Annotated in this window: 21 protein-coding genes; 9 read left to right on the top strand and 12 right to left on the bottom strand. The window is 47.9% G+C overall.

The features are described from left to right. Positions 1–1,305 (top strand): HD domain-containing phosphohydrolase, encoded by a 1,305-nt coding sequence (locus tag IYN85_RS18255; RefSeq protein WP_196160370.1) that lies wholly within the window; start codon positions 1–3, stop codon positions 1,303–1,305. A 45-nt stretch (positions 1,306–1,350) separates the two neighbouring features. Here IYN85_RS18255 and IYN85_RS18260 read toward each other — a convergent pair whose 3' ends face one another. From IYN85_RS18260 to iadA, 5 genes are all read right to left on the bottom strand, one after another. Continuing rightward, on the bottom strand, positions 1,351–3,462 hold the full coding sequence (locus IYN85_RS18260; RefSeq protein ID WP_196160371.1) for a bifunctional diguanylate cyclase/phosphodiesterase: 2,112 nt from the start codon (positions 3,460–3,462) through the stop codon (positions 1,351–1,353). Between the two features lie 93 nt (positions 3,463–3,555). Continuing rightward, on the bottom strand, positions 3,556–4,158 hold the full coding sequence (locus tag IYN85_RS18265; RefSeq protein ID WP_196160372.1) for a hypothetical protein: 603 nt from the start codon (positions 4,156–4,158) through the stop codon (positions 3,556–3,558). An 85-nt stretch (positions 4,159–4,243) separates the two neighbouring features. Continuing rightward, positions 4,244–4,516: a PilZ domain-containing protein gene (locus IYN85_RS18270; RefSeq protein WP_196160373.1), complete on the bottom strand. Its 273-nt coding sequence runs from the start codon at positions 4,514–4,516 to the stop codon at positions 4,244–4,246. A gap of 130 nt (positions 4,517–4,646) precedes the next feature. After that, entirely contained in the window at positions 4,647–5,606 is a 960-nt protein-coding gene (locus tag IYN85_RS18275; RefSeq protein ID WP_196160374.1) for a GlxA family transcriptional regulator, read from the bottom strand. Between the two features lie 10 nt (positions 5,607–5,616). Then, entirely contained in the window at positions 5,617–6,792 is a 1,176-nt protein-coding gene (gene iadA / locus IYN85_RS18280; protein ID WP_230390836.1) for a beta-aspartyl-peptidase, read from the bottom strand. Positions 6,793–7,286: 494 nt separating this feature from the next. Between iadA and IYN85_RS18285 the strand changes: the two genes are divergently transcribed. Further along, positions 7,287–9,113, top strand: a complete 1,827-nt coding sequence (locus tag IYN85_RS18285) for a methyl-accepting chemotaxis protein (protein WP_196160375.1) — start codon at positions 7,287–7,289, stop codon at positions 9,111–9,113. On the opposite strand, the gene IYN85_RS18290 is transcribed toward IYN85_RS18285, so the two are convergent. Both IYN85_RS18290 and IYN85_RS18295 read right to left on the bottom strand, forming a co-directional pair. Continuing rightward, positions 9,110–9,853, bottom strand: a complete 744-nt coding sequence (locus IYN85_RS18290; protein ID WP_196160376.1) for a glycerophosphodiester phosphodiesterase family protein — start codon at positions 9,851–9,853, stop codon at positions 9,110–9,112. The genes IYN85_RS18285 and IYN85_RS18290 overlap by 4 nt on opposite strands. Before the next feature lie 249 nt (positions 9,854–10,102). Then, positions 10,103–10,651: a GNAT family N-acetyltransferase gene (locus IYN85_RS18295; RefSeq protein WP_196160377.1), complete on the bottom strand. Its 549-nt coding sequence runs from the start codon at positions 10,649–10,651 to the stop codon at positions 10,103–10,105. Positions 10,652–10,680: 29 nt separating this feature from the next. On the opposite strand from IYN85_RS18295, the gene rraA reads away from it, so the two are divergent. Continuing rightward, positions 10,681–11,166 carry a ribonuclease E activity regulator RraA gene (gene rraA, locus IYN85_RS18300; RefSeq protein WP_196160378.1) on the top strand — a complete coding sequence of 162 codons (486 nt, stop codon included), beginning with the start codon at positions 10,681–10,683 and terminating at the stop codon, positions 11,164–11,166. A gap of 277 nt (positions 11,167–11,443) precedes the next feature. On the opposite strand, the gene IYN85_RS18305 is transcribed toward rraA, so the two are convergent. The 3 genes from IYN85_RS18305 to IYN85_RS18315 form a co-directional block, all read right to left on the bottom strand. After that, positions 11,444–12,022: a hypothetical protein gene (locus tag IYN85_RS18305; protein ID WP_196160379.1), complete on the bottom strand. Its 579-nt coding sequence runs from the start codon at positions 12,020–12,022 to the stop codon at positions 11,444–11,446. 24 nt (positions 12,023–12,046) lie between these two features. After that, complete coding sequence (locus IYN85_RS18310) at positions 12,047–12,934, bottom strand: DMT family transporter (RefSeq protein ID WP_196160380.1); 888 nt, start codon at positions 12,932–12,934, stop codon at positions 12,047–12,049. 101 nt (positions 12,935–13,035) lie between these two features. Beyond that, complete coding sequence (locus IYN85_RS18315; RefSeq protein ID WP_196160381.1) at positions 13,036–14,229, bottom strand: hypothetical protein; 1,194 nt, start codon at positions 14,227–14,229, stop codon at positions 13,036–13,038. Between the two features lie 567 nt (positions 14,230–14,796). Between IYN85_RS18315 and adhE the strand changes: the two genes are divergently transcribed. The 3 genes from adhE to IYN85_RS18330 all read left to right on the top strand — a co-directional run bounded on the left by adhE (position 14,797) and on the right by IYN85_RS18330 (position 19,679). Then, on the top strand, positions 14,797–17,487 hold the full coding sequence (gene adhE, locus IYN85_RS18320; RefSeq protein WP_196160382.1) for a bifunctional acetaldehyde-CoA/alcohol dehydrogenase: 2,691 nt from the start codon (positions 14,797–14,799) through the stop codon (positions 17,485–17,487). Positions 17,488–17,647: 160 nt separating this feature from the next. Further along, positions 17,648–19,018 (top strand): right-handed parallel beta-helix repeat-containing protein, encoded by a 1,371-nt coding sequence (locus IYN85_RS18325; RefSeq protein WP_196160383.1) that lies wholly within the window; start codon positions 17,648–17,650, stop codon positions 19,016–19,018. Between the two features lie 157 nt (positions 19,019–19,175). After that, positions 19,176–19,679 (top strand): GNAT family N-acetyltransferase, encoded by a 504-nt coding sequence (locus tag IYN85_RS18330; RefSeq protein ID WP_196160384.1) that lies wholly within the window; start codon positions 19,176–19,178, stop codon positions 19,677–19,679. Between the two features lie 5 nt (positions 19,680–19,684). Here IYN85_RS18330 and IYN85_RS18335 read toward each other — a convergent pair whose 3' ends face one another. Then, positions 19,685–19,918, bottom strand: coding sequence for a DUF5062 family protein (locus IYN85_RS18335; protein WP_196160385.1), 234 nt, complete (start codon positions 19,916–19,918; stop codon positions 19,685–19,687). A gap of 33 nt (positions 19,919–19,951) precedes the next feature. Between IYN85_RS18335 and IYN85_RS18340 the strand changes: the two genes are divergently transcribed. Continuing rightward, complete coding sequence (locus IYN85_RS18340) at positions 19,952–20,131, top strand: hypothetical protein (protein ID WP_196160386.1); 180 nt, start codon at positions 19,952–19,954, stop codon at positions 20,129–20,131. 251 nt (positions 20,132–20,382) lie between these two features. On the opposite strand, the gene IYN85_RS18345 is transcribed toward IYN85_RS18340, so the two are convergent. Next, positions 20,383–21,051 carry a nucleotidyltransferase domain-containing protein gene (locus tag IYN85_RS18345; protein WP_196160387.1) on the bottom strand — a complete coding sequence of 223 codons (669 nt, stop codon included), beginning with the start codon at positions 21,049–21,051 and terminating at the stop codon, positions 20,383–20,385. Between the two features lie 199 nt (positions 21,052–21,250). Between IYN85_RS18345 and IYN85_RS18350 the strand changes: the two genes are divergently transcribed. Together IYN85_RS18350 and sthA are read left to right on the top strand one after the other, a co-directional pair. Next, complete coding sequence (locus IYN85_RS18350) at positions 21,251–22,990, top strand: ABC-F family ATP-binding cassette domain-containing protein (protein ID WP_196160388.1); 1,740 nt, start codon at positions 21,251–21,253, stop codon at positions 22,988–22,990. A gap of 161 nt (positions 22,991–23,151) precedes the next feature. Continuing rightward, a complete protein-coding gene (sthA, locus tag IYN85_RS18355) occupies positions 23,152–24,552 on the top strand; it encodes a Si-specific NAD(P)(+) transhydrogenase (protein ID WP_196160389.1) in 1,401 nt (466 codons plus the stop codon). The last annotated feature ends 287 nt before the right edge of the window (positions 24,553–24,839 follow it).

Consider the following 24,839-nt stretch of genomic DNA (forward strand, 5'->3'; position numbering starts at 1 on the left):
ATGGCAGATTTTAGCGAAGTAAAAATTCTCTTTGTGGACGACGAAGTCAATATTCTCAATACACTGCGTCGACTGATGTCACTGGAGGATTTCTCATGTGACTTCGCCAACAGTGGTAAAGAAGCCCTTTTACGTATGGAAACAGAACAATATGACATTATTGTTTCGGATATGCGAATGCCAGAAATGAATGGTGATGAATTTTTAACTCTGGCAAGAGAGATTAATCCTACCTCCACGCGATTCATTTTATCTGGTTATTCCGACTTCAACTCGATGACGAATGCTCTCAATAAAGGGGGGATTCATCAATTCATCGCGAAACCCTGGGATGATAACTATTTAATTGAAAAGCTCACCGAAGCTGCACAGTTCACGATTATTCGGAAAGAGCATGAGCATCTGGTCGCCTTAACAAAAAAACAAGCAGAAGAACTTAAGCAAGCGAACCAGCTATTGGAAGTCAGGGTTGAGTCACGCACTCAGGAATTAAAACAAACGTCAGACATGTTGGATCTCAGTTATCAGGAACTTAAATCCAGTTACAGCATGTTTATCGATGTTATCGCTCAGGTGTTGCAATTACGCTCGGTCGCTCCTAAAGACCATTTAAACGATGTCGCTGAAACGGCTCGTGCGCTGGCACGCGCATCAGGGCTAGACGAGCAGGCTCAAGATGATATTTATAAAGCGGCTAAGTTGCATGAATTGGGTAAAATACGCATTCCAGAATCTGTATTAAAGAAGCCGTTGGGTCAGATTCATGGTGCCGAATTGATTGAGTATAAACAGTACCCGATGCAAGGGTTTTCTTTAATGGCCAGCCTTGACAATTTAGGTGAAGTCGCGAACTTAATTAAAGCGCATTGCGAGCGTTTCGACGGCAAAGGGTTTCCGGCACGTATACAGGGAGCTGATATACCCATTGGGGCCAGAATTATTGCAATCGTTATGAATTATTTTTTATATCGAAATGGTTTATTTGACGGACGATCCCACACGGATGAGGAATCGGATTTCTATATTAAAGCTATTGCCGGTAAAGTCGTAGACCCGAATTTGGTAGAGCCTTTTCTTGAGGTGGTTCACGATGAACTATCCAAAAAAGGGCAGCATGAGGCAAGGGTCGAGGTGCAAGCAGCACAAGCCGGTATGGTTCTGTCACGCGACCTATTTAACGTACGCGGTGTGATTATGCTGACGAAAGGCGCAGTTTTAACAGATAAGACCATTGCTAAGTTGAAGTTTATAGCGGAAAAGGACTCGGCTGATTATGTGCTGTATGTTGATGCGGAGGCTGATTGATTGTGTTTAATTGATTTCTAATCTTTCTCTAAATGAGAGTGGATTTCAACTCGGCACAAAGAAGTCATTCATTTCTAGCCAGTTCGTAAAATCCTCTGAGCGCATTGGTTTGGCAATACTATACCCTTGAATAATGTGGCAACCAGATGAGAGCAGTAAATCTGTTTGCTCTTTAAATTCGACTCCTTCTGCAATGGTTTTTCGATCGAATATTTTAGATAGCTCGCAAATTGCCTTTACTAAACTGAGATTTTTGCTGTCAATAATCATTTCCCGGACAAATTTTTTGTCGATCTTCACGGTGTCGACATTGAGTTGATTGAAAATACTGAGCGAGCTGTATCCAGTACCAAAGTCATCTAAACTGAATGTAACACCCAGTGGTTTTAGATCTGAAATCAGTTTTTTTAAAGCCTCTAGATTATTCAGCGCATCATGTTCCAATATTTCAATTTCAATCAACCGACTGATTGACGTTCCGGCTTCTTTCAACTGTTTGATCAGCCAGTCATGGAAAGTGTTATCCAACAAGCTGCTGGTGGTTAGATTAATACCGACTTTTAGTGACAAATCTACAATGCAGATAAGTTCGCTAGCGAGCAACTTCAGCACGGTTTTTATAACCCATTGATCGACCGCAGTCAGTATTTCAGGGTCTTTTTGAGAATTGAGGAACTGATCTGGATAAACAAGGTCGTTGTCTTCTTGTTGCCAGCGAATCAGAAACTCGACACCATGAATCGTTTTGGTGAATGCATTATACTGCGGCTGAACATGTAAACGCATTTCCTCGTTTTCAATGGCGTTTAGCAAAGTTCTTTTCGCTACGTTTTCTTCACTGATTATTCGTTCATACTCTGAAGAATAAAATACGTATTGATTTCGACCGTTGACTTTTGCCAAGCTCATAGCATGACTGGCGTGTCGGATTAGTTGCTCAGCGGTCGCCTGGTCATCCGGGTATTGGCTGATACCAATAGACGCCGTTATCTGATAGTCTGCAGAATTCTCTTGCGTGGATTCTACTGAAATAGTGTTGGATATGAGGCTCAATAACCGATCCGAGAAATCCTTCAAATTGTAATCGTTCGTAATGTCTCTTATTAAAAGGCAAAACTCGTCTCCGGAAGCGCGCGATAGTGTATCCCCATCACGGATGTGTTTCTGAATGGATTGTGCTAGCGAACGCATGATTTTATCGCCAGATTGAACTCCCCATTGCCGATTGAACTGTTCGAAGTGATCAATATCAATACTGAATACAGCAACACCTAACTGGTGTCTTCGTGCGTAGCCTATTGCCTGTTCAAGGCGATCTTTGAAGATGGCATATTTTGGTAATCCTGTCAGTTTATCAATGTTTAGTGGATCGATGTCGGTTTTTGATTTTAGTGTCTCAGACTGCTTCTGAAGTTCGCTGAAGATGGACACGTAGTGCGTCGTTTGACCGAGTGTATCTTTGATAGCACGAACCGTGAGTTGCTCTGAATAGATCTCTCCGGTCTTACGGCGATTAACCATTTTTCCCAACCACCGGCCTTCAGTTTGTAGTGAACGCCAAAATTTTTCATAAAAAGCTTTTGGATGATAGCCTGAAGCCAGAAATGAGGGGTTTTTTCCGAGTGCTTCGTCTTTGGTGTAGCCGGTTATTCTTTCAAAGGCTGGGTTTACGTCTAAGATTCGTGGTTCTACATCCGTAACAACAATAGCCTCATTACTTTCATTGAATAGTGAATTCAGCATTAATTCAGTTGGAATGTCTTGCTCATGAGATTCACAATCCAGAAAGGCCAGTAGAATATAGGTGGCTTTCTGGTGGTGAAATAGAACCCGCTTAATGTTGACAGGGAATATTTCATCATTGGTATTCTTCAATAACATTTTTATAGGCTGACTGGAGTTATCAAGCTTATCCAGCGAAAAATGAGAGTGATCTGTCATAGGAACAGGCTGTGCTTGTTCATTTAAATAAAGCAAAGGAAGGTTCCGGATATGGGATTTTAGCAGTTCAAAGGGTTTGCGAAGACAGAGTTTCTGAAAACTGTGATTAGCATATTGGAGCAAACCTTGCGTATCCATAACCATGATGCTGACACCCAATTGAGTGTCAAGTTCATCTGCGATGAGAGCTGGGAAGTCAATGACTTTATCAATCATGATTGGTCTGTTAAACAGTATGTGGACTAACTGTAGTTGGCAAAGATATACGGGTCAATCTGATCAGAAAGTATTCTCTAACACGAATACAGATTACAATGATCTGGATATCTTAATTGTCCGGCAAGAAGTGTTTTCCCAACTAAAGTTAACTTGCTGCTCAGATTTCACAAGTTGTACCACGGTTCTGGTGACCAGTGTGTTACCGATCATAATTTTGGTCACTGTGTCTTCCGAGCTGGTCAAGTGTTGAAATAAGGTCGAGAGTTGGTCGAAGTTAAACAGGGTTTCTGGGCAGTGGTATACAACATGGTTGAATGGTTTTGTTATAGGATCAGTCTTCAGATCTGAGGTGGCAGTGGTCATATACTCGATGAGACTTTGCGCGAAAGCAGATTTAACATCTTGATAGACAAGGTAATCATGGTCGTGCATTTTTTTAATAATGCGAACTCCCTTCGGACTGATTAGATCAAAGTGATCTCCTGTAAATATTTCAAACATATCAGGTGCAGTAACTTGAAGATTATCCATAAGCTTTATTGACTCTACGTTTGTGTTCAATATAACGGTCAGCAGTTCCTCATAAAGAGTTGTCAGTTTCGACAATGTTTTGTCGACATCCAATCCCGGTATTTGCTGCAGCGCAAAGCGAGTCGGTATCCACAGAGTCTCGGTTTTTACTTGAGCATTCATGCTTGATCCTTTCATCCGGTTACTGAGCGCGCGGCCATTCCAGCACGGCGAAATTGCTTACGATTCCAGGGTAGGAATTCGGGGATTACACATCACGTTCAATCACATTAAAGGCAGCACCCTCGTGTGTGATTCTGACGACCTCGGCCATGCAGGTTTCGATGGGCTGATTTTCGTGATGAATGGTCATCACCACGACAACACCTAAATCCAGGGCGCGGACAGTTGCCGTGCGGACAAAAAAACCGTGTTGGGACACGTCTTCGGATACGGTGGTGTCAATCTGCTCGCCAAAAAAATGCATGCTGATTGGCACATTCGCCGTCACTCGGGGAGATTGTCGTTTCTGTCGTGTCATGCTGAAGTACCAACGTTAAACAATGACGCTATTGTGGGCTGTTGGTTGTACCCAATCTATGTCCGCTTGGGCAAGGTTTATGACAATTCAGGTCACAGACCGACACCGGTCGGTCTGTGTTTGGCTGGCGTTATTTTTCGATCTGCATCTTTTGATTCAGACTGCGGTCTTCCGACGGGGTCAGACCATATTGATTGCGATAGGCAGTGGAGAAGTGAGCGCCAGACGAGAATCCGCAACCCAGACCAATGTCCGCAATACTTTCGGTGCCATTGAACAGCCGGGAACGCGCTTCTTCCAAACGTATTTGCAGGTAATAGCGACTCGGTACGGCATTGAGGTGTTTTTTGAAAAGCCTTTCCAGTTGGCGACGGCTGATTTTTACATGATAGGCAATGTCGTCGGTCGTTAAGGGTTCTTCAATATTGTTTTCCATTAACTCCAATGCTTCGGCGAGTTTGGGTTGTTCAGCGCGGGTGCGTTCACTCAGTTCCTGTGGCATGGCGTTAGACGGAATGCCCAGTCGCTCATTGACGAAGTGCTTGGAAATGGCTTCTGCTGTTTCAGCGCTGACGTTTTTGGCAATCCACATCAGCATCAGGTCCAGGCTTGACGAACCACCGCGGCAAGTCAAACGGTCGCGATCAATACAAAACTGTTCGTTCGCCAGCAAAATAGATTTGTGTTCTGTTAGCAGTTCGTCATAAGTCAGCCAATGCACAACGCCCCGGTAGCCATTGAGCAGACCTGCTTTGGCCAGGGTGTAACTGCCTGAGGCCAAACCACCGATCGACGCGCTGGCAGACTTCTCAATCAGAAAATCCACCAGCCCTGGCGTCTGAGGATGCCGCGCCGGGGATGTTCCAGCCACAATCCAGGTATCCGCTTTGGGGGCGTTTTCAAGTGAATAGTGCGTATCGATCGCGTTGCCCAGGCTGGACACGGTTTTTGCACCGGATAAGGCGACGGTAAAGGTCTCAAACACGGTTTCACCCATCAGCTCATTGCACATCAGCAAGGGCTCCATGGCAGAAACATAGGTCATGGATGAATAACCGGGTAATAAAATGAATCCAATTTTAAACGACAACGCTTACCCCTTAAGCTTCAAATGTACCTTTACGAATAATGGACTGGTTACGCATGAACCACGCACCGCCTGCCATGACACTGTGCAGTGTTAATTGTTCTGGGTCTAATAATAATAGGTCAGCATCGGCGCCCGGACGTAATTTTCCTTTGCCAGACAAACGCAAGACACGAGCCGGATTCTCGGTGACCGCTTTCAGCGCGGTTTCCAGCGCGATCTGCTCAACCAGCACAGCGTCCCTCAGTTCATGCAGCATCGACTGCATGGAACCGACTTTCAGGCTTTCCAATTCACCCTGGGCGTTAAAGTGCGGCAAGCTGGCGTGCCCGTCGGTGCTGAAAGTCAGCTGGCTGGGATCGACACCTTCGGCTAACGCGATACGCAGGGCGGTGGCGCATTTGACTTCGCCACCAGCGATGATTTCCGGTGTCGAACTGGCGGTAAAGTCGATCGTTCCGCCCTGTTTGGCAAAGCGAATGCCGTCGGCCAACAGTTTAGGGCTGCGGTTGATGTGTGTTGGGTAAAATTGCGACAGTGGAATGTTCGTGTGTTCGGCAACATTAAACAGGGTGCTTAGTTTGTCCTCACCACTGCCAACATGCACGCTGACGACGCCGGCTTTACCGGAACACATACCACCAACTCGGGCTTCGGCGGCTACCTTAGCCAGCTCCTGCCAACTCAGTTGACTGCCGCGATGGTCGGCGATGGCGATTTCGCCAATCCCAAGACATTCTTCTAACAGCATGATGTCTTGTTGCACTGAACCGGTGATGGTTTTAACCGGATAGTGGTAATTACCGGTGTAAAAATAAGCGGATAACCCCTCTTCTTTCAGGCCTTTGACCTTGGCGATAAGATCTTGGTGCGTTCGGCAGACGGCATCGGTTCCAAGCGCCCCGGTCACCGTGGTGACACCGCCGGAAATAGCGTCGGACAGATGCATTTCTGGTGTCCGGGTTGCAAAGCCACCTTCACCACCGCCCCCGGTAATGTGGGTTAGCGTATCGACCAGGCCTGGGCAGACGATGCGTTGTTCGCAATTGATCTCTTCAAGTTCAATATTTGTGTCCAGACGGATGTGTTCAGCAATGGCGACGATTTGTGAACCACTGATCAGAATATCTTGAATGCCCAAAGACTGCGGTGCAAATACCTGCGCGTTACGCAGTAAACGCATGGTCATGTTGGTTTACCCGTTGTTATTGTTGATTGTAAAAAATAAGCGCCAGATCATAGCAGGACGGGCACAGGAACCAAGGCTTAGCTGCAAATGAGACGCAAATTTGAAGAAATAGGTCTTCAGTACGTTGTTGCTGGCCAATTTTTGACAGGAGAGGTGATGCTCCAGGCTTGCTGACTCACTTAACAAGGCGGTCAATGCGGGGTGTTATCGGACGGTCATCTGATGCTGTGTTGCCCGTGCATCCGTCTCACCTTTGAGGATTCCCCATCGGATAGTACCCGGTGCTTCAGTTTTTCAAACCTTGGTCGCTATAGGGTGTTACAGAACCAAAAAACATGGATGGTCACGCACAGCCGGGTTTGGTATTCAATTGCATGCAGACAGCTCCGCACCAGATTGTCTTACAGGGGGCTATACTGAACTTCTGTTGGCATAACTGTCATTCTGTTTATGGCTATACACTCACCACGCTGAAGATCTGCCAGGAGTCTGTTATGTGGGAAAAGATCCAGCTGAAACATTTGTCGGTCCGGTGGCGGACCCAGCTTATGGTGTTGCTTCAGGTTGGCCTTACCATAATCGGGTTTACCATTTTGCTATTGGGCCTGAACTTTGTCGCCGAATTAATGAGCCAGCAGCAAAAGGTAGTCGATCAACAGCAAGCAACGCTGGCGGAACAGACACAGACATTTGAAGAACAACGCGCGGAATTGATTGCGCAGCAAGAGGCGATTCAACAACAGGCCAATGCCTTGGAACTGCAAAAAGCGGTGTTCGAGGTCTATCAAATATACCCACAGTTTTTGTTCTGGCGGTTGGCCTCGACATCCTCGTTGTCTGACAATGACACCCGTAATGGCAACGACGCCGAGAAAAATCTGATCGCTGCCGTTGAGGCCATTCAAGGTGTGGACGAAGAACTGGCTGACGCCATCGATCTTTTTCTGGTCGATTTGGACGACTTTAGCAGCAATGTTGGGAAGGCGATTGAAGCGTTCCGTAATGACGATGACCAACGCGGACGCAGCCTGGTGTCTGCTACTCAAAACAACGTCATTTCCATGACCTCCATGCTGGAGGTGTTATTGTTCGTTACCGATGAAGTGGTTGTCGACGCCGGGACGCTGGTTAACGAAAGTCTGGCTTCTTTGGAGGCCTCTGTCGCCGCTGTGGAAGCTTCCGGGCAGGCGATGAGTCAGTCGGTTCAGCAGGTCTCTACCAGTAATCAGCGTACTGTGGTGGAAGTTCAGTCACGGCAGCGTCAAGTCATTCTGGTCTTGGTCGTGATCAGTGTTGTGTCGGTATTGGTTGGTATGTTGCTCAGTCGGTCGATTGTCAATCCGCTGTATCGACTGAAACGAAAAATCGAAGACATTGATCAACAGTCTGACTTAACATTACAGGCTGACGACTCACGACACGATGATATCGGTAGTATAGCGTCGAGTGTGAATTCCATGCTGGCCAGTTTTCGGGTCATGGTGGAGGAAGTACGCACCGGCGCCAGTGTTATTTCAGGTGAAACCGATGTGCAAACCGGAAACAATCGACAGGTTCGTGATGCGCTATCGAACCTGAATGTGGAAGTCGATTCTGTCGCGACTGCCATCAACGAAATGACGGCGACGGTCTTGGGGATTAATGACATCACCAGCAGCGCTGCGGATGCTGCTAACGATGGCACTCAGCTGTGTCAACAGAGCCAACAGCAGCTTGGGCAAAGCAGTGAGCGCATCACTGAACTGAACGCGAAGTTGGCGGACGCCAGTGCGCGGTTGTCGCAGTTAGTGGTACAGACTGAAAAAATTTACGCGGTTGTCGACGTCATTCAGGGCATTTCAGAGCAGACAAATCTATTGGCGCTGAATGCCGCTATTGAAGCTGCGAGAGCCGGAGAGCAGGGCAGAGGGTTTGCGGTGGTTGCCGATGAAGTGCGTACGCTCGCGCAACGGACGGATCAGAGTACGGCCGAAATCAAAGTTATGGTGGAGCAGTTTGCCAAAGAAGTGTCAACCACCGTTGAAGCGGTTGAAAACGCGAATGGCAGTGCGGTTTCCGCTCAGCAGAATTCAGATTCTGCTTTTGATTTCATAGTGCAGTTGCTGACATCGATGCAAAACATACAGCAGATGAACGCACAGATTTCTCAGTCAACCCAGGAACAAACCGAAGCCACGGCCGCGATCGATTCCTCAGTGACCCGGATTTCAGAGCTGCTGGCTGGCATTGCCGAAAAGGCCAGCCAGATGTCAGATGCGATGCTGCGCCTAAATGAATCGACTCAATCGTTGGAAGATAAATCCGGCCAATTCAAGTTTTAACGGGGTACCAGGTTGCGCATTTCCGGCGCTTGTGCACGGTCACAGAAAACGCCATTGACACCCCAGTCGAGCAGTTTTTCAAAGGTTACTGTGTCGTTTACGGTATAGCAATACAGAGGGTATTGCGCCGTAATCCTTCGTGCCAGTGCGGCGGTTAATTTCGATTGATCGCAATGAATGGACACCGGGCGGATGGTGGCGACATCCTCAAACACCGTCTCTGGAATGACTTCGCAAAGTACACCGATTTGCAGGCTACGCGACCGTTGCCGAACCAATGCCAGGGCGGATAAATCGAAGCTGGAAATGAGCAGTTGTTCGTGTGGGATGTTGAAAAACGACAGCACATCACAGACAGCATTGACCTGTTCGGCAGTTTCCATATCCGGGTTGATTTTTATTTCAAGATTCAAACCCAAATTGTATTGAATCACCAATTCCAGTAATTGATCCAGAAACAGTAAGGGTTCACCGGCAAAGTCGGCGTGAAACCAACCCCCAGCGTCGACGGTTTGTAAATAGCTTTTATCCACATTAACCAACGCCACATCCGGTAGGCCAAACAATTTCAACGTTGGGTCGTGCATGATGACGAGTGAGCCGTCTCCCGCCATCGTCACATCGATTTCGATCCAGGAGATACCGTTTTCGGCAGCGGCTTTAATGCTCGCACGTGTATTTTCCGGCGCAGCACTGGGTAAACCGCGGTGACCGATGAGTGCCGGCATAGGGTAAGTCATATAAGTCCTTTTTGAATGAGGTTGTGAATATGGCCAGCGAAATTTGGCTCAGGAAGCGTCATTGACTCCGCCTAGAGACAACGTTGGCAACAATTCAAAGTTGGCTTGATTTTAAACGATAACCGAGGCTGCGTGTGTGATACTTTTCTCAGAGACATGAAATGCCTGTTGAATTTTCAGTGGTACTCGGTCGTTCAATAGGCCGACGGTTAAGCCACTAGCCTGGATGTTTCCGGGCGAGTGGTGGAGTTAACGTGCTGTCCACTGCGGATTGGTTTTAGAAGTCAGAATATGGTCTGCCCACTGACCAGCCACCATTAGATAATCCTTCGCCAACCCTTCTTTGACAAAACCGAGTTTTTCCAGCACACGGCCACTGGCTGTATTTTCCGGTCGGTAATTGGCCATCAACCGATGCAGGTTGAGTGCACTAAAAGCAAACTCGACGATGTCATGCAACGCTTCTGTCATATAGCCTTTACCCTGAAAATCTTCGGCCATGTTGTAGCCAAGATACGCAGCCTGAAAGGCACCACGAACGATATTACTGATGCCGACAATGCCGATAATGCGTTGCTCCAACATCAGGAAAAACCGGACTTCGGTATCTTGGCGGATATTGTGTAACCAGTTGTCGTAAACCGCGCGGATTTCCCGGTTGTTGGTGGGGACGTTGCCACCCCCCTGTTGCAAATGTGCCTGGTTCTGACGGAAGTAGGTCACCAGCTGCGAAATATGAATTTCGTTGATGCCGACAATTGTTAATCTTGATGTGTCTAGTAATAGAGAATATGTCATGATGAAAAAAACACGATTGGAGAACATATATGTGGAATACACCCGATCTTTGCGATGAATACCCTGATCAGGTGCGGGTACTGGCGCCAATGTATCATAACTATGGGGGCAGGAAATCCTTTTTTGGTGAAGTCGAAACCGTCAAATGCTTTGAAGATAATTCACGGGTAAAAGAGGTTTTGGCGACCCCGGGTAACGGCAAGGTGTTGGTCGTTGACGGCGGCGGTTCTTTGCGGAAAGCGTTGATTGGTGACCTGATTGCGGCCGATGCCATTAAACAGGGTTGGGCAGGTATTGTGATTCATGGTTGTTGTCGCGATGTCCATGAGCTTCAGGTGATGGATTTTGGAGTCCGGGCGCTGAACGCCATACCTGTGAAGTCTACTCGAAAAGGGGTGGGTGAGTTAGGGATCGCTATTGACATGGGCGGCGTCGAGGTATGCCCAGGTATGTGGCTGTTCGCTGACGAAACCGGCATTGTGATTTCTGACCGCAATCTATTAGAGACTTCGTGAGTTGAGTGTGATGCTAGTGTCCTCAGTCAGAAGTTCGCATGAATTCAGCGTGCCATTCAAGTTCAATAGCTAGGCGTGTCTCTCAGTCAATGGTTATTCCATTGGCAAGAGGCAGAACAACGCTAGAGAGCTTGAATGACGCGCCCGAAGGGAGCTCATGAAAAACACTATTACGGCGTTGCTCTTCTTGAAAAGATCTCGATATTCTCTACGAAGAGCGCCTTGTACTAGCGCTTCCCATGAGCTCTGAAACGATACGAACTTCAGACTCAGGACACTAATTGAGTAAACGAATTTTTTTGCTGTATTTTTTGCGGAATTCGGCCGGCATCAGATTTAGGGGAGTCCCATTCATGGTTTGCATTCCGTATATCACTTCACATTCTTTGCTGCTCACAGCCTGAAGGTTGACTGGGCTCAGTGTGTCTCCGGCGCTGAGTTGTACGTCAATGACCGTGACCGGGAGCAGGGCAGTACTGCCGGTCGCTGTGCTGAATCTCGCCCACCAAATTCCATTCTGAAGTTGTTCGAGGCGTATCAAGCCAGTCAAGCGTTGATAAAAATTTCGAGCGGTACAGACCGCACCAATCTGGTAGCGTCCGGGCGTCAACGTCAGGGCGAAGCTTTCAATATTAAGTGACGACCGATATTGAACGTCGAAGCGGTAACGATCTGCCTGTGTTGCCAAATCGGAGATTAGGACAATTTCAGCGGTCATATCGACCGCCTGGTTCGACGACAGAGTCACGTTTCGTGACGCGGCTAAATCGACCTGCGCCGACGATGTATCGACCGTGCTTTGGCTACTGCAAGCGCAGAAAAACAGCAGGGGAATGATATGGAGGATGTGGCGCATGGTTGTTCCCGGAAGCCATGTTGATTAATCAAGCGTAGACGCGGAGCGCCGTTGCGACAACCAGACGCCAGCGATGATCAACCCCAATCCGAAAAATGTTTGCAGTTGCAAAGGCTCCTTCAAAACCAGGCTGATTAAAAACAAGCTGATAAACGGGGACAGAAAAATCAAGGTGCCGATGCGAGCGGCATTGTTGGTCAAGCGCAGTGCTTGCTGCCAGAAAATAAACGTGATACCCATTTCAAACAGACCGACGTAAGCCACACTGGTTACTGCGGGCCAGCTTAACGCTGGCGCAGCGTCTGTCCAGATTAACGCGAAGATTAAAATCGGTGTGGCGATTAGAAAGTTATGAAACAGACTGGTCAGGGGATCAAGGGCGTTACGGGTGTTCAGTAACCAGAATCCAGCCCATAAAAAAGTCGAGAGCAGGGCTAGAAACAAGCCAAAAAAATCCAGCTCGCCAGTGACATTTTTACCCGCGAGTGAAATGACAGTGACACCGGCGTAGCCCAACAATAACCCGATTAAGTCAAAACGATTGAGGCGGTGCTTGAGAATTGGGACACTCAGTAATGCCAGGGTAATGGCCCAAGTATAGTTTACCGGTTGCGCGACTTGTGCCGGGAGTCGGTCGTAAGCTGCAAATAAAACCAGATAATAGATGACTGGATTCACGGCACCCAAAAGTAGAGCGTTTCTCCAGTTACCCGGCAAGGCGCGTATTGACTGCCGAAAGCGGCCTTTTGCCAGCAATACGACGGAAAAGGTGATTAACGAGGTCAGACTGGCGCCAGTCAGTAAGCTCAACACGCTGTGGTACTGCAGCGCAACTTTAAATGCGGTTGCTACGGTAGACCAAAGTAATACCGCTGTTAACGCAAACAGCAGGGCTTTGCGCTCGTTCGTCATAAACCCGACTCTATAACTGATAAAGGCAGGCATAGTACGGGGTTCGTTGAAGGAGGTAAATCTGAAAAACCTCAGGGCGGTTAACCCTGAGGGAGGAATTTCTACAGTTGAAGCTCAAGATAAAAACCTGACGACAACGTATCGAGGTTGGCCTCGTTTTCAAGAATCTTCCAGGTGAACATCCAGCCAACATTAATGCCCTGAGAATTGGTTTTCAGGTTCACGGTGGCCTGCAGGTAATTGTCGGAGCGGAATTGTGTCGCGTCGCAACTGTCGCAGTCTGGCGCGACCAGCGCTTGGTAGGGCTGTGCGTCAACGTAATAAAGCATGTTTTCCAACGTGATGCCCCGGTTCTTCCACAGCCGGTAACCCATACCAACGCCGGTGGTTTCATAGCGACCAGAGGCGTTTTTAACCAGTCCATTTTCGGCACCGATGCCCAAGCGGTCTGACCCTTTAAAAGCGGCAAAGCCGATACGGTTATTGGCCCACAGGCCAATGCCCCAACGATCGGAACTGATGGCTAAATCGTTGTGTAAGGCGCTGTCGTTGCCATCCCAGGTGTAGAAAAGGGTTACGTCAATTAAATCAGGCTTGCTGGGCTCTGCTTTAGGTTCCGGTTTCACCGGCGCTGGCGGCGTTTCGCTGTTTTTTGGTGGTACCTGCGTACTGTTTTTGCGGGTAATACTGATATAGGCGTCGGTATTTTGCGAGGCATCGGTGACTTCAAAATAAAACCGACCATCTGCTGTCATTTCTAATCGCTTCTGTCGGTATTCATCGCGTTGACGTCCTTCAAAATCGACATACTGAAGACCTAAGGACGGCATGTTTGCATGAGTGCGGGACAGCTGTGCGTATAAGTCTTCTTCAGCCTGACGGATAATCCGTTGCCAGCAAATGTCACCATTGCTGGTGCCCAGGCAGCTTCCGCTGTATTGGCCATCAATGTATTGCTCAGTTCCGATCAAAGACTGAGGTGCCTGGACCGTTTCCCCCTGCCAACGACCTTCAAATACACAGATGGTCTTCTGATCGGGGCGGGCTGTCTTGGTTTCTTTTTCACTGACCAATTTGATCCTGATATTGGTGGTGTCATCGAGATCAAAGTGTTCCTGAATCTGTTCGATCGCTTCTGCTTGCGCTTGCTCGTAAGCCTGAACACAGGCTTCTTCCCCGCTTTCGTGCTCACTGCTGGCTTGGACGGTCGTCTGAAAGTCATCAGCATAGGCCAGCTGTAAAATGCCGGTGCAAACGACGATGGTGGCACATTGGAATGCCGTACTGCGTTTCATGTTGTATCTCCCTGTAAAAAACTCAGATGGTGGGGCCTTGCAATGCATGTCGAGCGGTCATCCGTAGATTCTATGTCTTGACCAAAACGCATAGGAGTTGGCTACGCGATCGCCAACTAGGTTGCACAGTAATAGCAGGCACTAGCTGAACGTACTATTAACGGATGTTTAGCGTGACGCCAGTGTCGTCAGTCACCCTGATGGGTGTGACTTTTTGCCTACGCCGAAAATCTGGTAGTAATCGTTAAATATTTTAGTAATGTTACAGTCTGAAATGGAATAAGAATCAATATTATTTATGTGTTTTTTCCTTTGTAGCCCCTATCGCTGCTGGGATTTTTAATATTAGGGGGATCTAAACTATTGCCAAAGTGATATAAGTCAACTTTCGGTTTCGTAATTTTCTTACACTTTCCTCCGTACCTCAGAGTTGGTACAGATCGACGCAATTTGAACGCTGTTTTTCCCATAAGAATATCCTTCAAATTTCATCATCGGTTTATGCACAGGTCCAACACTTTAACCTATATTGAACCGAACCTTTTTCTAAATACTGGAGGTACTACCATGACTAACCAAGCAAACCCTGCTCTTGAGCAGTTGGACGCCTTAGTCGCCCGAGTTAAAGCCGCACAGAAACAATACGCAAGCTTCACGCAGGAACAGGTTGATAAAATCTTTCGTGCTGCTGCGCTGGCTGCTGCTGACGCTCGTATTCCACTTGCAAAAATGGCCGCTGAAGAGTCCGGCATGGGTGTTGTCGAAGACAAAGTGATTAAAAACCACTTTGCATCTGAGTACATTTATAACAAGTACAAAGATGAAAAAACCTGCGGCATCATCGAAGAAGATGAAGAGTTCGGTACCATCACCATTGCAGAACCGACTGGTATCATTTGCGGGATTGTTCCAACCACTAACCCGACTTCAACCGCTATTTTCAAAGCGTTGATCTCATTGAAAACCCGTAACGGTATCATCTTCTCACCACACCCTCGCGCGTGTAAGGCAACTTGCTATGCCGCGAAACTGGTGCTGGATGCAGCTGTTGCTGCGGGAGCCCCACGCGACATTATCGGTTATATAGATAAGCCGTCTGTCGAGTTATCCAACGCGTTGATGAAGCACGCAGACATCAACCTGATTCTGGCCACGGGTGGTCCGGGCATGGTAAAAGCCGCATATTCTTCCGGTAAGCCGGCGATTGGTGTGGGTGCTGGTAATACACCGGTGGTGATTGACGAAACGGCGGATATCAAACGTGCGGTATCATCCATTCTGATGTCTAAGACTTTCGACAACGGTGTTGTCTGTGCGTCAGAACAAGCTGTGATTGTAATGGATGAAGTGTACGACGCGGTAAAAGAGCGTTTCTCTAACTACGGTGGCTACATTCTGTCTAAAGCCGAAGCAGACAAAGTACGTAAAGTCTTGCTGATCAACGGTGCGTTGAACGCCAATATCGTTGGCCAGTCTGCGATCAAAATTGCAGAAATGGCGGGTGTCAAAGTTCCTCCATACACCAAGGTGTTGATCGGTGAAGGTGATGAACTGAATGAAGCGGAAGAGTTCGCTCACGAAAAACTGTCACCGACTCTGGGTATGTTCCGGGCCAGCACCTTTGAAGATGCGGTTGAGAAGGCGGTTGTCATGGTTGAGATGGGTGGTATCGGTCATACCTCTTGTCTGTACACCGATCAGGATGAAAACAAAGATCGTATCCGTTATTTTGGCGACAAAATGAAGACCGCGCGTATTCTGTTGAACATGCCTACCTCTCATGGTGGTATCGGTGACCTGTACAACTTTGCCTTGGCGCCTTCATTGACATTGGGCTGTGGCTCTTGGGGTGGTAACTCCATCTCTGAAAACGTGGGTCCTAAGCATTTGATCAACAAGAAGACCGTTGCGAAAAGGGCTGAAAACATGTTGTGGCATAAACTTCCAAAATCAATTTACTTCCGTCGTGGTGCCATGGCGATTGCCATGGACGATCTGGTGGGTAAGAAGCGCGCTTGTATTGTCACTGACAAATACCTGTTCAACAACACGACTCACGTTGACGAATTGCGCAGCCTCCTGCGCGAAAAAGGCATGGAAGTTGAGATTTTCTACGAAGTAGAAGCCGACCCAACTCTGAGCCTGGTTCGTAAAGGTGCGGAAGTCTTGAAGTCCTTCCAGCCAGACGTTATTATTGCCTTGGGTGGTGGTTCTCCAATGGACGCCGCGAAGATCATGTGGGTCATGTACGAACACCCTGAAGTGGCCTTCGAAGACTTGGCTTTGCGCTTTATGGATATCCGTAAGCGTATCTACAAGTTCCCGAAAATGGGTAAAAAAGCGGAAATGGTTGCCATCACAACCACATCTGGTACGGGTTCTGAAGTGACTCCTTTTGCCGTGGTCACCGACGACGCCACTGGTCAGAAATACCCATTGGCCGACTATGAACTGACACCAAATATGGCCGTAGTCGATGCCAACCTGGTGATGAATATGCCGAAAGGTTTGACCGCGTTCGGTGGTTATGACGCAGTCACTCACGCAATGGAAGCCTATGTCTCTGTGTTGGCCAATGAATACTCAGACGGCCAAGCTCTGCAGGCGCTGAAATTGTTGAAAGAGTACCTGCCAAGCTCTTACAAGAACGGTTCGCACGATCCAGTGGCTCGTGAAAAGGTTCACAACGCGGCAACCATTGCGGGTATTTCATTCGCCAACGCCTTCTTGGGTATTTGTCACTCAATGGCGCACAAACTGGGTGCTGAGTTCCACTTACCACACGGTTTGGCGAACGCGCTGTTGTTGACCAACACCATTCGGTTTAACGCGACGAACCTGCCGACTAAACAAGCAGCGTTCTCACAGTACGACCGTCCGAATGCGCTGCGTCGTTATGGTGAAGTTGCGGCACACCTTGGCTTTAATCAAGAACACACGGTAGATCGTGTTGAAGCCATGCTGGAATGGTTAGACGAATTGAAACAGCAGCTGGATATTCCGTTGTCGATTCAAGCGGCAGGTGTCAATGAAGCTGACTTCCTGGCTAAAGTTGATAAATTAGCCGAAGAAGCGTTCGACGATCAGTGTACCGGTGCCAACCCTCGTTACCCGTTGATCAGCGAACTGAAACAAATCCTGATCGACTCTTACTACGGTCGGGCTTACGTTGAAGTCTACGAGCGCGAACAGATTGCTGCGGCAATCTCTGAGCCGAAAGCAGATAAGCCTGCTAAAAAAGGTAAAGCAAAAGCCTAAGGTTCTCTAGCCTGAAATCGAAGCCCGCGTTAAGCGGGCTTTTTTTGTTTCCGCAGCAGTGACCGTTTGTGAGCTACAATAATGTTGAAGTCAATCACAATTCAAATGTCCTACATCCTATAAGCTTCCAGCATCGATATCGATCAAATTAGGGTATGTCATGAAGATAGTCATAGTTCCCATATGCATTTTCGCTGCTGGATTGCTCTCGGGTTGTGATACAAACGCTTTATTTGACAGCGGAAAAGCGACTTCCGAGGGCGGAGTCGACAACAGCGGTGCTGTCATCAAAAACAGAGTTGAATCTTGTCCTGCACAGGCTCCTGCCAGGTGCTGGTATGCTGAGCCAGGTGGTGCCGGAAATGGTGACTACGGTTCCCCCGGATCGGTAAATGCACTCATACCAAAATTATCGGCTGGTGACTATCTCTTCCTGTTTCAAGGTGTCTATAGCGAATATTCAGTTCAAAATGGTGCTGAATACATCATCAATATTAACAAATACGTTCATTTTACAGATCCACAGCCGACTCGGGAGGACCCTGTCACGATAGCCGGGTATCAAGATGAGCAAGTCGTAATTCGAGGGGATTTGGCAAGAGAGTGCATATTGGTTGATGGCGTTTCTCATGTTGTTTTCGAACACATGATTGTGGAAAAGTGCTTCAGTAAAGGCATGCGAGTGGGATGGGATATACCTCAGACGGATATTCGTTTGAATAATATGGAGTTTAGAGATATCGCCTACTTTGATGATTCCGGTTTTTTGTACGTTCATAGCTATGAGCAAGTTATTGTCGAAAACTCTGTATTTCATGACTACATCCCCAAACCGGTGACTAATCAGCTTGGTTCCTATATTAAATTTTATAGAGCGAAAGACGTTACCGTTCGAAATAACAGGTTTTATGGGGCAGGTAGTGGCATTTATTACAAGCATGGTGAGTCAGCCGTGTTGAATGGCGGGTTCACTAAAATTTACGACAATCGTTTTGAGGATTTATCAGGGCATGGTGTCAGTACGAACCAGAACAGAACGGAAATTTTCAATAATTTGTTTACCTCTAATGACGGTGTCTTGATACATCAGGAGGATGGTTCGACACCGCCTTTTACACAGGATGTTTCCATTCATAATAATACCTTTGTCCATTCTGGAATCTACTTGAGGTCTGGTAGCAACGATGGCAGTTATATGGGCGCGACCGGCTTAGGCGCGAAGTACGTCAAGGTGACAAATAACATACTGGAGAATTCTATTTACTCTATCTGGCCTTATGGCAGTGATGAACAATATGATGAGGGTGTTTATTTAACCTCGAATGACAATTGTTTTTTTGCGCCTGACAGTCAGATCCAGTTTCATTATTTCTCATCCTCAAATTTTGGCGAAAAGGGTGGAAGTTACAATTTTTCTGACTGGCAGGACCTTGGATACGATACCGATTCAATGGTCTCGGTCCCCCAATTGTCAGCAGATTATGAGATTCCGGCCGATCACCCATGTGAACCTAATGGTTGGCTTCCTTGAGAAGCCTGATGTTTAGGCTATCCATGTTAGGTTGTTCTTACATCGTAGTATTGGTTTACGCTCGATAGCTTGAAAGAAGTTTTTTTGACCGGTACAAGGCAATCCACTTAGGTAACAATAATTGTCCAATCAGCAACCCGTTATTAAAGGTTAAGAAATGATTCGAACGGTACAGATTCAGGACCTGGAGCGTTGCCACCTCATAGAACGCACTGCTTACGCAGGAGATGAAGCGGCAACCCAAGAGAAGATAGCAGTACGCATACAGCGGTATCCAGCCGGATTTATTGTGATGGAGGTCGGTGGAATCGTCGTCGGTTTTATTAACGGCGGTGCGACATTCGAAGTGCAGCTGTCTGATTCAGCCTTTAAAGAATTGGTTGGTCACGATGAAAACGGTCCACACGTGGTCATTATGTCGGTTGCTGTGCATCCGGACTTTCAACGGCGTGGCTATGCCAGCCAATTAATGAGTGACTTCATTCGGCGTATGCAGGACATGCGCAAACAGAGCATTCATCTTGTCTGCCAGGCGCATTTAATACCGTTCTATGAAAGTTTTGGCTATCAGGTGATCGGCGAGTCTTCAGCCAACTATGGTGGATTGAGCTGGCATGACATGCGGCTTGATTTACCTGTCATAGGGAATCCTTCTGACTAACGACATCAAGCTTTGGATGCCCATATCGCCAGACGGTGACGCATCGCCTGCTGCGAAACCTGTTCTTCGGCTAACGGCTGTATGACCTTGTCGTGGCACAACAGGCGGTAAATATATTCTATTTTCAGGGCCTGTGAATCGGTCGCTTCGAATTCAACGACGCCGCGATCCTCTCCATACTTGACTCCCATTTCAATCGCTTTCTTCACCAGTTCTTTTTCGTTTTTAATTTTTTTCATGGCTGACGTCCAATGTACAGTGCTTAGTAAGTAGTGCACTTAAGTGTAGGCGATTACCGCACGTTTGTATCGCTGGATGACCTCTTGGCCATAGCGTTGCATGCTCTCAATGCCAACTTGAGTGGGCAGGTTGGTTGTTTGGACCAGCTTCAGAATCTGGGTTGCGTCTGGCGCAGCTATGTATCGCTGGATGGTGTTCACCATGAAGTCTAGGGCAACTCTGATTAATTCAAATCACCTCAGTCCTATCAGATCGACGGATGAGCGAGGCGTGTGTTGCAGGGAATGGCGAGTCCTTTTCAAAACACACAACAAAGCTCGGTCATCGATCTGAAGGACCCGAAGGGCGGGGCTGAAATGGCAAATTTCGTTGTTAAGTCCTTTGCCAAGATAATGAATATTGTCTGCAGAACTTTCCTCGAATTTTGCGCATTTCTTCTCCCGCTGAGGTAGATAGCAATTATTCAGAGTTGCCCTAGCTCAACATGCCAGCTGCGATCTTTTTCGGCCAGCAGAGCGTAATCGCAACGTATTAACTTTTTGGCGAGAGTCTTTGCGACAGAATGATCCCACTGAGTGGATAACTGTGACATGGCCGTGCGGTAGCGAGTTTCAACATCCTGGTTGATGGCCAGACCAATGTGCATCGCGGGTCGATAACGTACAATATTTGCACGTAAATCATCGCCCGCAACATGGGTACAACAGTGTTTCAACCAAAAACGCCACTCAAAGTCATTGCGGCGCATTACCGCGTCGTAGTCTCCAACGTCGAATTCCACTTTACTGAAAATCGGATTCAGCTGTTGCAGTGCTGTTCCTAAATCGGTCATTTTTAGCAGACCATCCGCTCGCGGCGCTTGATGCAATATGACACTGATGTCGAGGTCCGAAATGTAAGGCACTGCAGTACCACGCCCAACACTGCCGTACAGGTAAAGGCTGTGCGTCAGGTTGCCGAACTGATGCAGGAATCGATCTATTACCAGTTTAAAGGCTGGCTGAAATTCAGGTTGAACGTTGCTCAATGAGATGTCATTGACGATGTAGCCGTTTCGGTCAAGCCCGGTCATGCTGCCCCTGCGTTGAAATTTAGATAAGGTTGTGTAGACTGCAGAGCACCATTCACTCACATAGGAGGCTCCTGATGCAAGCAATTGCATATAAATGCGGATTCGATTTCGCATTTCATCTTGGAGACCCGCAGTCAGCGCAAATTTGTCGTTAACGCACAGATTTCGCTGAATTAGTTTAAACAGGCCCAAATATTTCCTGATTCTTTCAGTGCTCATCTGTGCAGTCTTGTATTTAGATTTTGCGCATAGGTGATGTATGTCTTTAATTTCTGCTATAGAACTGTCTTTTCAAGCTGGCAGCAAGGCGCTGTTCGATGGTTTGTCTTTTTCAATTGAACCCGGAGACCGGATTGGTCTGGTCGGTCACAACGGCTGTGGGAAATCGACGCTGTTAAAGCTGTTGCTTCGCGAGTTGCCCATAGATGCGGGTCAGCTGCACATTCAACGGGGTCTGAAAATAGGACTGGTCGAGCAGTTCCTGGCTCCATCGCTGGAAGATGTTCCTGCTGTGGCCGCAGTATTGGAAAAAATCCCGGAACCGGAACAACCGGTACGGGCCTATCAGGTTGAAACCCTGTTACAGCAGCTGGGATTCTATGCCGATACAGTACAACGGCCATTAAATACGTTGAGCGGGGGGCAAAAGAACCTAGTCTTGTTTGCGCGCGCCATCATTCAGGAACCGGAGTTATTGTTACTCGATGAACCGGGCAACCATATGGACAGCAAAGCGATGTTTTTCCTGAAAAGGTATTTAAGTCAACCCGACGTGCCGGCGTTTCTGATGATATCCCATGACCGGGATCTGTTAGACAGCGTGACCCAGCGTACCCTGTGGTTGCGCGATGAGCGTGGTTACGCATTTAACCTGCCATATACGCAAGCGAAAGAAGCTCTGTCGGCCCAAGATGAAGCCGCATTTAAAACCCGTCAGGCTGAGGAAAAGGAAATCGCAGGACTGAAAGTCAGTGCCAAACGGTTGGCGATCTGGGGCAAGGTGTATGACAACGAAGATTTGGCTCGCAAGGCCAAATCTATGGAAAAACGTATTGATAAACTGGAGCAAAGCAAAACCTTTGTGACGCATGGTTCAGGGCTTTCGCTAAAGGTGGACGCGGAATTTTTGAAAGCAAAACAGGTCTTCATTTTCGAGAATGAGACTATTTGTCGCCCAGATGGGCAGTCGTTGTTTCATATCGAAGAACTGAACTTTAGGCCGGGAGATCGCATTGCCTTATTGGGGGTAAATGGCAGTGGTAAATCAAGCTGCATTGAAGCCTTAATGCGTGCTTACCAGGCTGAAACCGGCAGCCAAACCAGCACCCGCTTTAATCCCAATGCCCGCATTGGCTATTTTGATCAGGAGTTGTCAGCATTTGATCAGGAAACCGGGATCGCAGACTGGGTTCGTACCCGCTGCCGCGCCAGCGAAGAAGATATCAAACAAACATTGATTCAGTGGGGTTTTCCGTTTCTGGAGCATGACCGCCGTGTGAATGTCTTGAGCGGTGGGGAGCGGGCGCGGATTCTGTTACTGACCTTCCAGCTGGATCAACCGAACTTATTAATCATGGATGAGCCCACAAACCATATTGATTTGCAGGGCAAAGAAGAACTGGAAATAGATTTGGTGAAGCCGGGCATCTCATTGCTGTTTACCTCACATGACCAGCGTTTTATTCAGAACATTGCGACGCGTTTCTGGTGGATACACAACGGCTCCTTAACCGAATTACACGATTCGGATGCGTACTTTCAGTCGTTGACACAAGACACTCTAACGGCTCCAGCTGCCCTTAACAAAAAGAATACAGACCGGGGCGCCGAGACGTCAGGGACGATAAACGAACAGGATGAAGAACGGATTCTGGAGCGAATCTGTCAGCTGGAGCAGTGGTTAGCGGATGATATGGCTCGTAAACCAAAATTTCAGAAACCGGCCAAACAGCAACTGTGGCAGGACGAACTCGATAAACTCAATGCGGTCCTGAGGTAAAGTCAACCTAACCTAATCCATGCCGGTGCGATCTCTGTCAGGGTCGCACCGGACATGTTGAAAAACTCGCAGCAGCGTTTGAATTCGGGCTAGACTCAAACAGGGACAGGCAGAAGTACCTATGAGATTCCATCACTACCCGAAAATGAGGTTACCTGATTATGATGCATTTTGATGTTGTCATTATTGGCAGTGGGCCGGCGGGCCAAAAGGCAGCGGTGCAAGCCGCCAAAGCGGGACAAAAAGTCTGCATCATTGAACAGGAACCCGAACCGGGTGGCCGGTCGATTAACCAAGGCACGATCCCCAGTAAAACATTGCGGGAAAATGCCATGCGACTTTTACATTTGCAGCAAAATTCAGCCTTGTTTAATCATTTGAATGTGGCGGCACTGGAGATGTCGGTTTTGGTCAACCATGTCGAAAAAATCATTCAGGTTCATGACCAAACGATTAAGTCACAAACTGATCGCAATCTGATTTCACGGATGCCCGGACGTGCAACCTTAACCAGTCGCTATGAAGTTCATGTACAACGGGTTCAGGGCAACGCAGTGGACATTCAGGCACGGGTCATTCTGCTGGCAACGGGATCGGTACCGAGTGAGTCCGAATCCATAGTGGTGGATCATGAACACATCTTCGATACGGACTCGGTCCTGGCGATGCGCTACTTACCTCAAAGCTTGGCGGTGGCGGGCGCAGATATGCATGCCTGTGAATTCGCGACCATACTGCAGACATTGGGGGTGAAGGTCACCTTGATCGACAACGAAAGCCTGCCACTGCCCGGGATGGATCAGGAAGTCCGCGAACATCTGAAAACCTCATTCGAATCCGCCGGCGGTCGCTGGGTTGGGAATGTGTCCGTCCTCTCAGCGCATTGGGATGGCAAAGGCAATGTGGTCATGGAATTGGATGATGGGCAGACCGTGAAGACTGAGAAGCTAATGGCGGCACCCGTGCGGAAAGCCAATGTCGCTCATCTCGGTTTGGCCGGAGTCGGTATCGAGTTGACGGACGATGGCTTTATTAAAGTGAACGACCTGTTGCAAACGTCCGTGAGCAATATTTTTGCTGCGGGTGATGTGATCGGTCCGCCTGCGCTTGCATCCACTGCGATGGAACAAGGGCGACGAGCCATGTGCAATGCTTTTCGTATCCCAACCGTGGGCGGCAGTGAATTGATTCCCACGGCGGTCTATGCCATTCCTGAAATTGCCACGGTCGGTTTAACCGAAGCGGAAGCGCTGCAGCATCACCGTTCGGTGATTGTGGGGCGCGCAAATTTCCGGGAGATCGTGCGCGGCCAGATCTCCGGTCATCGTGACGGATTCCTGAAAATGGTCAGCGATGCAGCTGGGCGTCAGTTGCTGGGTATTCAAATCGTTGGCGAAGGTTCGAGTGAGTTAATCCATATTGGTCAGTTGGCTTCATTGAATCAGAACCCGATTGATGTGTTTATCGATAATGTTTTTAACTTCCCGACCATGGCCGAAGCGTATCGGGTGGCTGCACTGGATATTTTTGGTCAGCGCATGCGACTGACGAACGCCTACTAGCCCTATAGGTCGAGAGCTGTGGAAAATTAGCCTAAAAAGTTTGTTCGTTTGTCCGCCAAGCCCCAGTATTCTTGGGTTCAAGGGCAAGCGAGCAAAATGTAACGGCAATTTTTTCATAGACTCGCTCAGCAATGTACGGTCGCAAAGTGTTACCGAAGCCTATGACGCTGAATGCCATACTCAGCTCTGAGTTGCAGCGTTATGTTAAGCGATATAGTGAAATTTCCGGGCTAGCACTTAGGTTCATTTGTAATGTTCCGCCTAAACCGTAGAATGGCGCCACTTTT

This window comes from Reinekea sp. G2M2-21 (assembly GCF_015687175.1).
Classification (GTDB): Bacteria; Pseudomonadota; Gammaproteobacteria; order Pseudomonadales; family Natronospirillaceae; genus Reinekea.

Excerpts from the sequence above, each read along its gene's own strand:
- IYN85_RS18255 (WP_196160370.1), top strand. The coding sequence starts at position 1 with ATGGCAGATTTTAGCGAAGTAAAAATTCTCTTTGTGGACGACGAAGTC.
- IYN85_RS18260 (WP_196160371.1), bottom strand. The coding sequence starts at position 3,462 with ATGATTGATAAAGTCATTGACTTCCCAGCTCTCATCGCAGATGAACTT.
- IYN85_RS18265 (WP_196160372.1), bottom strand. The coding sequence starts at position 4,158 with ATGAATGCTCAAGTAAAAACCGAGACTCTGTGGATACCGACTCGCTTT.
- IYN85_RS18270 (WP_196160373.1), bottom strand. The coding sequence starts at position 4,516 with ATGACACGACAGAAACGACAATCTCCCCGAGTGACGGCGAATGTGCCA.
- iadA (WP_230390836.1), bottom strand. The coding sequence starts at position 6,792 with ATGACCATGCGTTTACTGCGTAACGCGCAGGTATTTGCACCGCAGTCT.
- IYN85_RS18285 (WP_196160375.1), top strand. The coding sequence starts at position 7,287 with ATGTGGGAAAAGATCCAGCTGAAACATTTGTCGGTCCGGTGGCGGACC.
- IYN85_RS18290 (WP_196160376.1), bottom strand. The coding sequence starts at position 9,853 with ATGACTTACCCTATGCCGGCACTCATCGGTCACCGCGGTTTACCCAGT.
- IYN85_RS18295 (WP_196160377.1), bottom strand. The coding sequence starts at position 10,651 with ATGACATATTCTCTATTACTAGACACATCAAGATTAACAATTGTCGGC.
- rraA (WP_196160378.1), top strand. The coding sequence starts at position 10,681 with ATGTGGAATACACCCGATCTTTGCGATGAATACCCTGATCAGGTGCGG.
- IYN85_RS18305 (WP_196160379.1), bottom strand. The coding sequence starts at position 12,022 with ATGCGCCACATCCTCCATATCATTCCCCTGCTGTTTTTCTGCGCTTGC.
- IYN85_RS18310 (WP_196160380.1), bottom strand. The coding sequence starts at position 12,934 with ATGACGAACGAGCGCAAAGCCCTGCTGTTTGCGTTAACAGCGGTATTA.
- IYN85_RS18315 (WP_196160381.1), bottom strand. The coding sequence starts at position 14,229 with ATGAAACGCAGTACGGCATTCCAATGTGCCACCATCGTCGTTTGCACC.
- adhE (WP_196160382.1), top strand. The coding sequence starts at position 14,797 with ATGACTAACCAAGCAAACCCTGCTCTTGAGCAGTTGGACGCCTTAGTC.
- IYN85_RS18325 (WP_196160383.1), top strand. The coding sequence starts at position 17,648 with ATGAAGATAGTCATAGTTCCCATATGCATTTTCGCTGCTGGATTGCTC.
- IYN85_RS18330 (WP_196160384.1), top strand. The coding sequence starts at position 19,176 with ATGATTCGAACGGTACAGATTCAGGACCTGGAGCGTTGCCACCTCATA.
- IYN85_RS18335 (WP_196160385.1), bottom strand. The coding sequence starts at position 19,918 with ATGAAAAAAATTAAAAACGAAAAAGAACTGGTGAAGAAAGCGATTGAA.
- IYN85_RS18350 (WP_196160388.1), top strand. The coding sequence starts at position 21,251 with ATGTCTTTAATTTCTGCTATAGAACTGTCTTTTCAAGCTGGCAGCAAG.
- sthA (WP_196160389.1), top strand. The coding sequence starts at position 23,152 with ATGATGCATTTTGATGTTGTCATTATTGGCAGTGGGCCGGCGGGCCAA.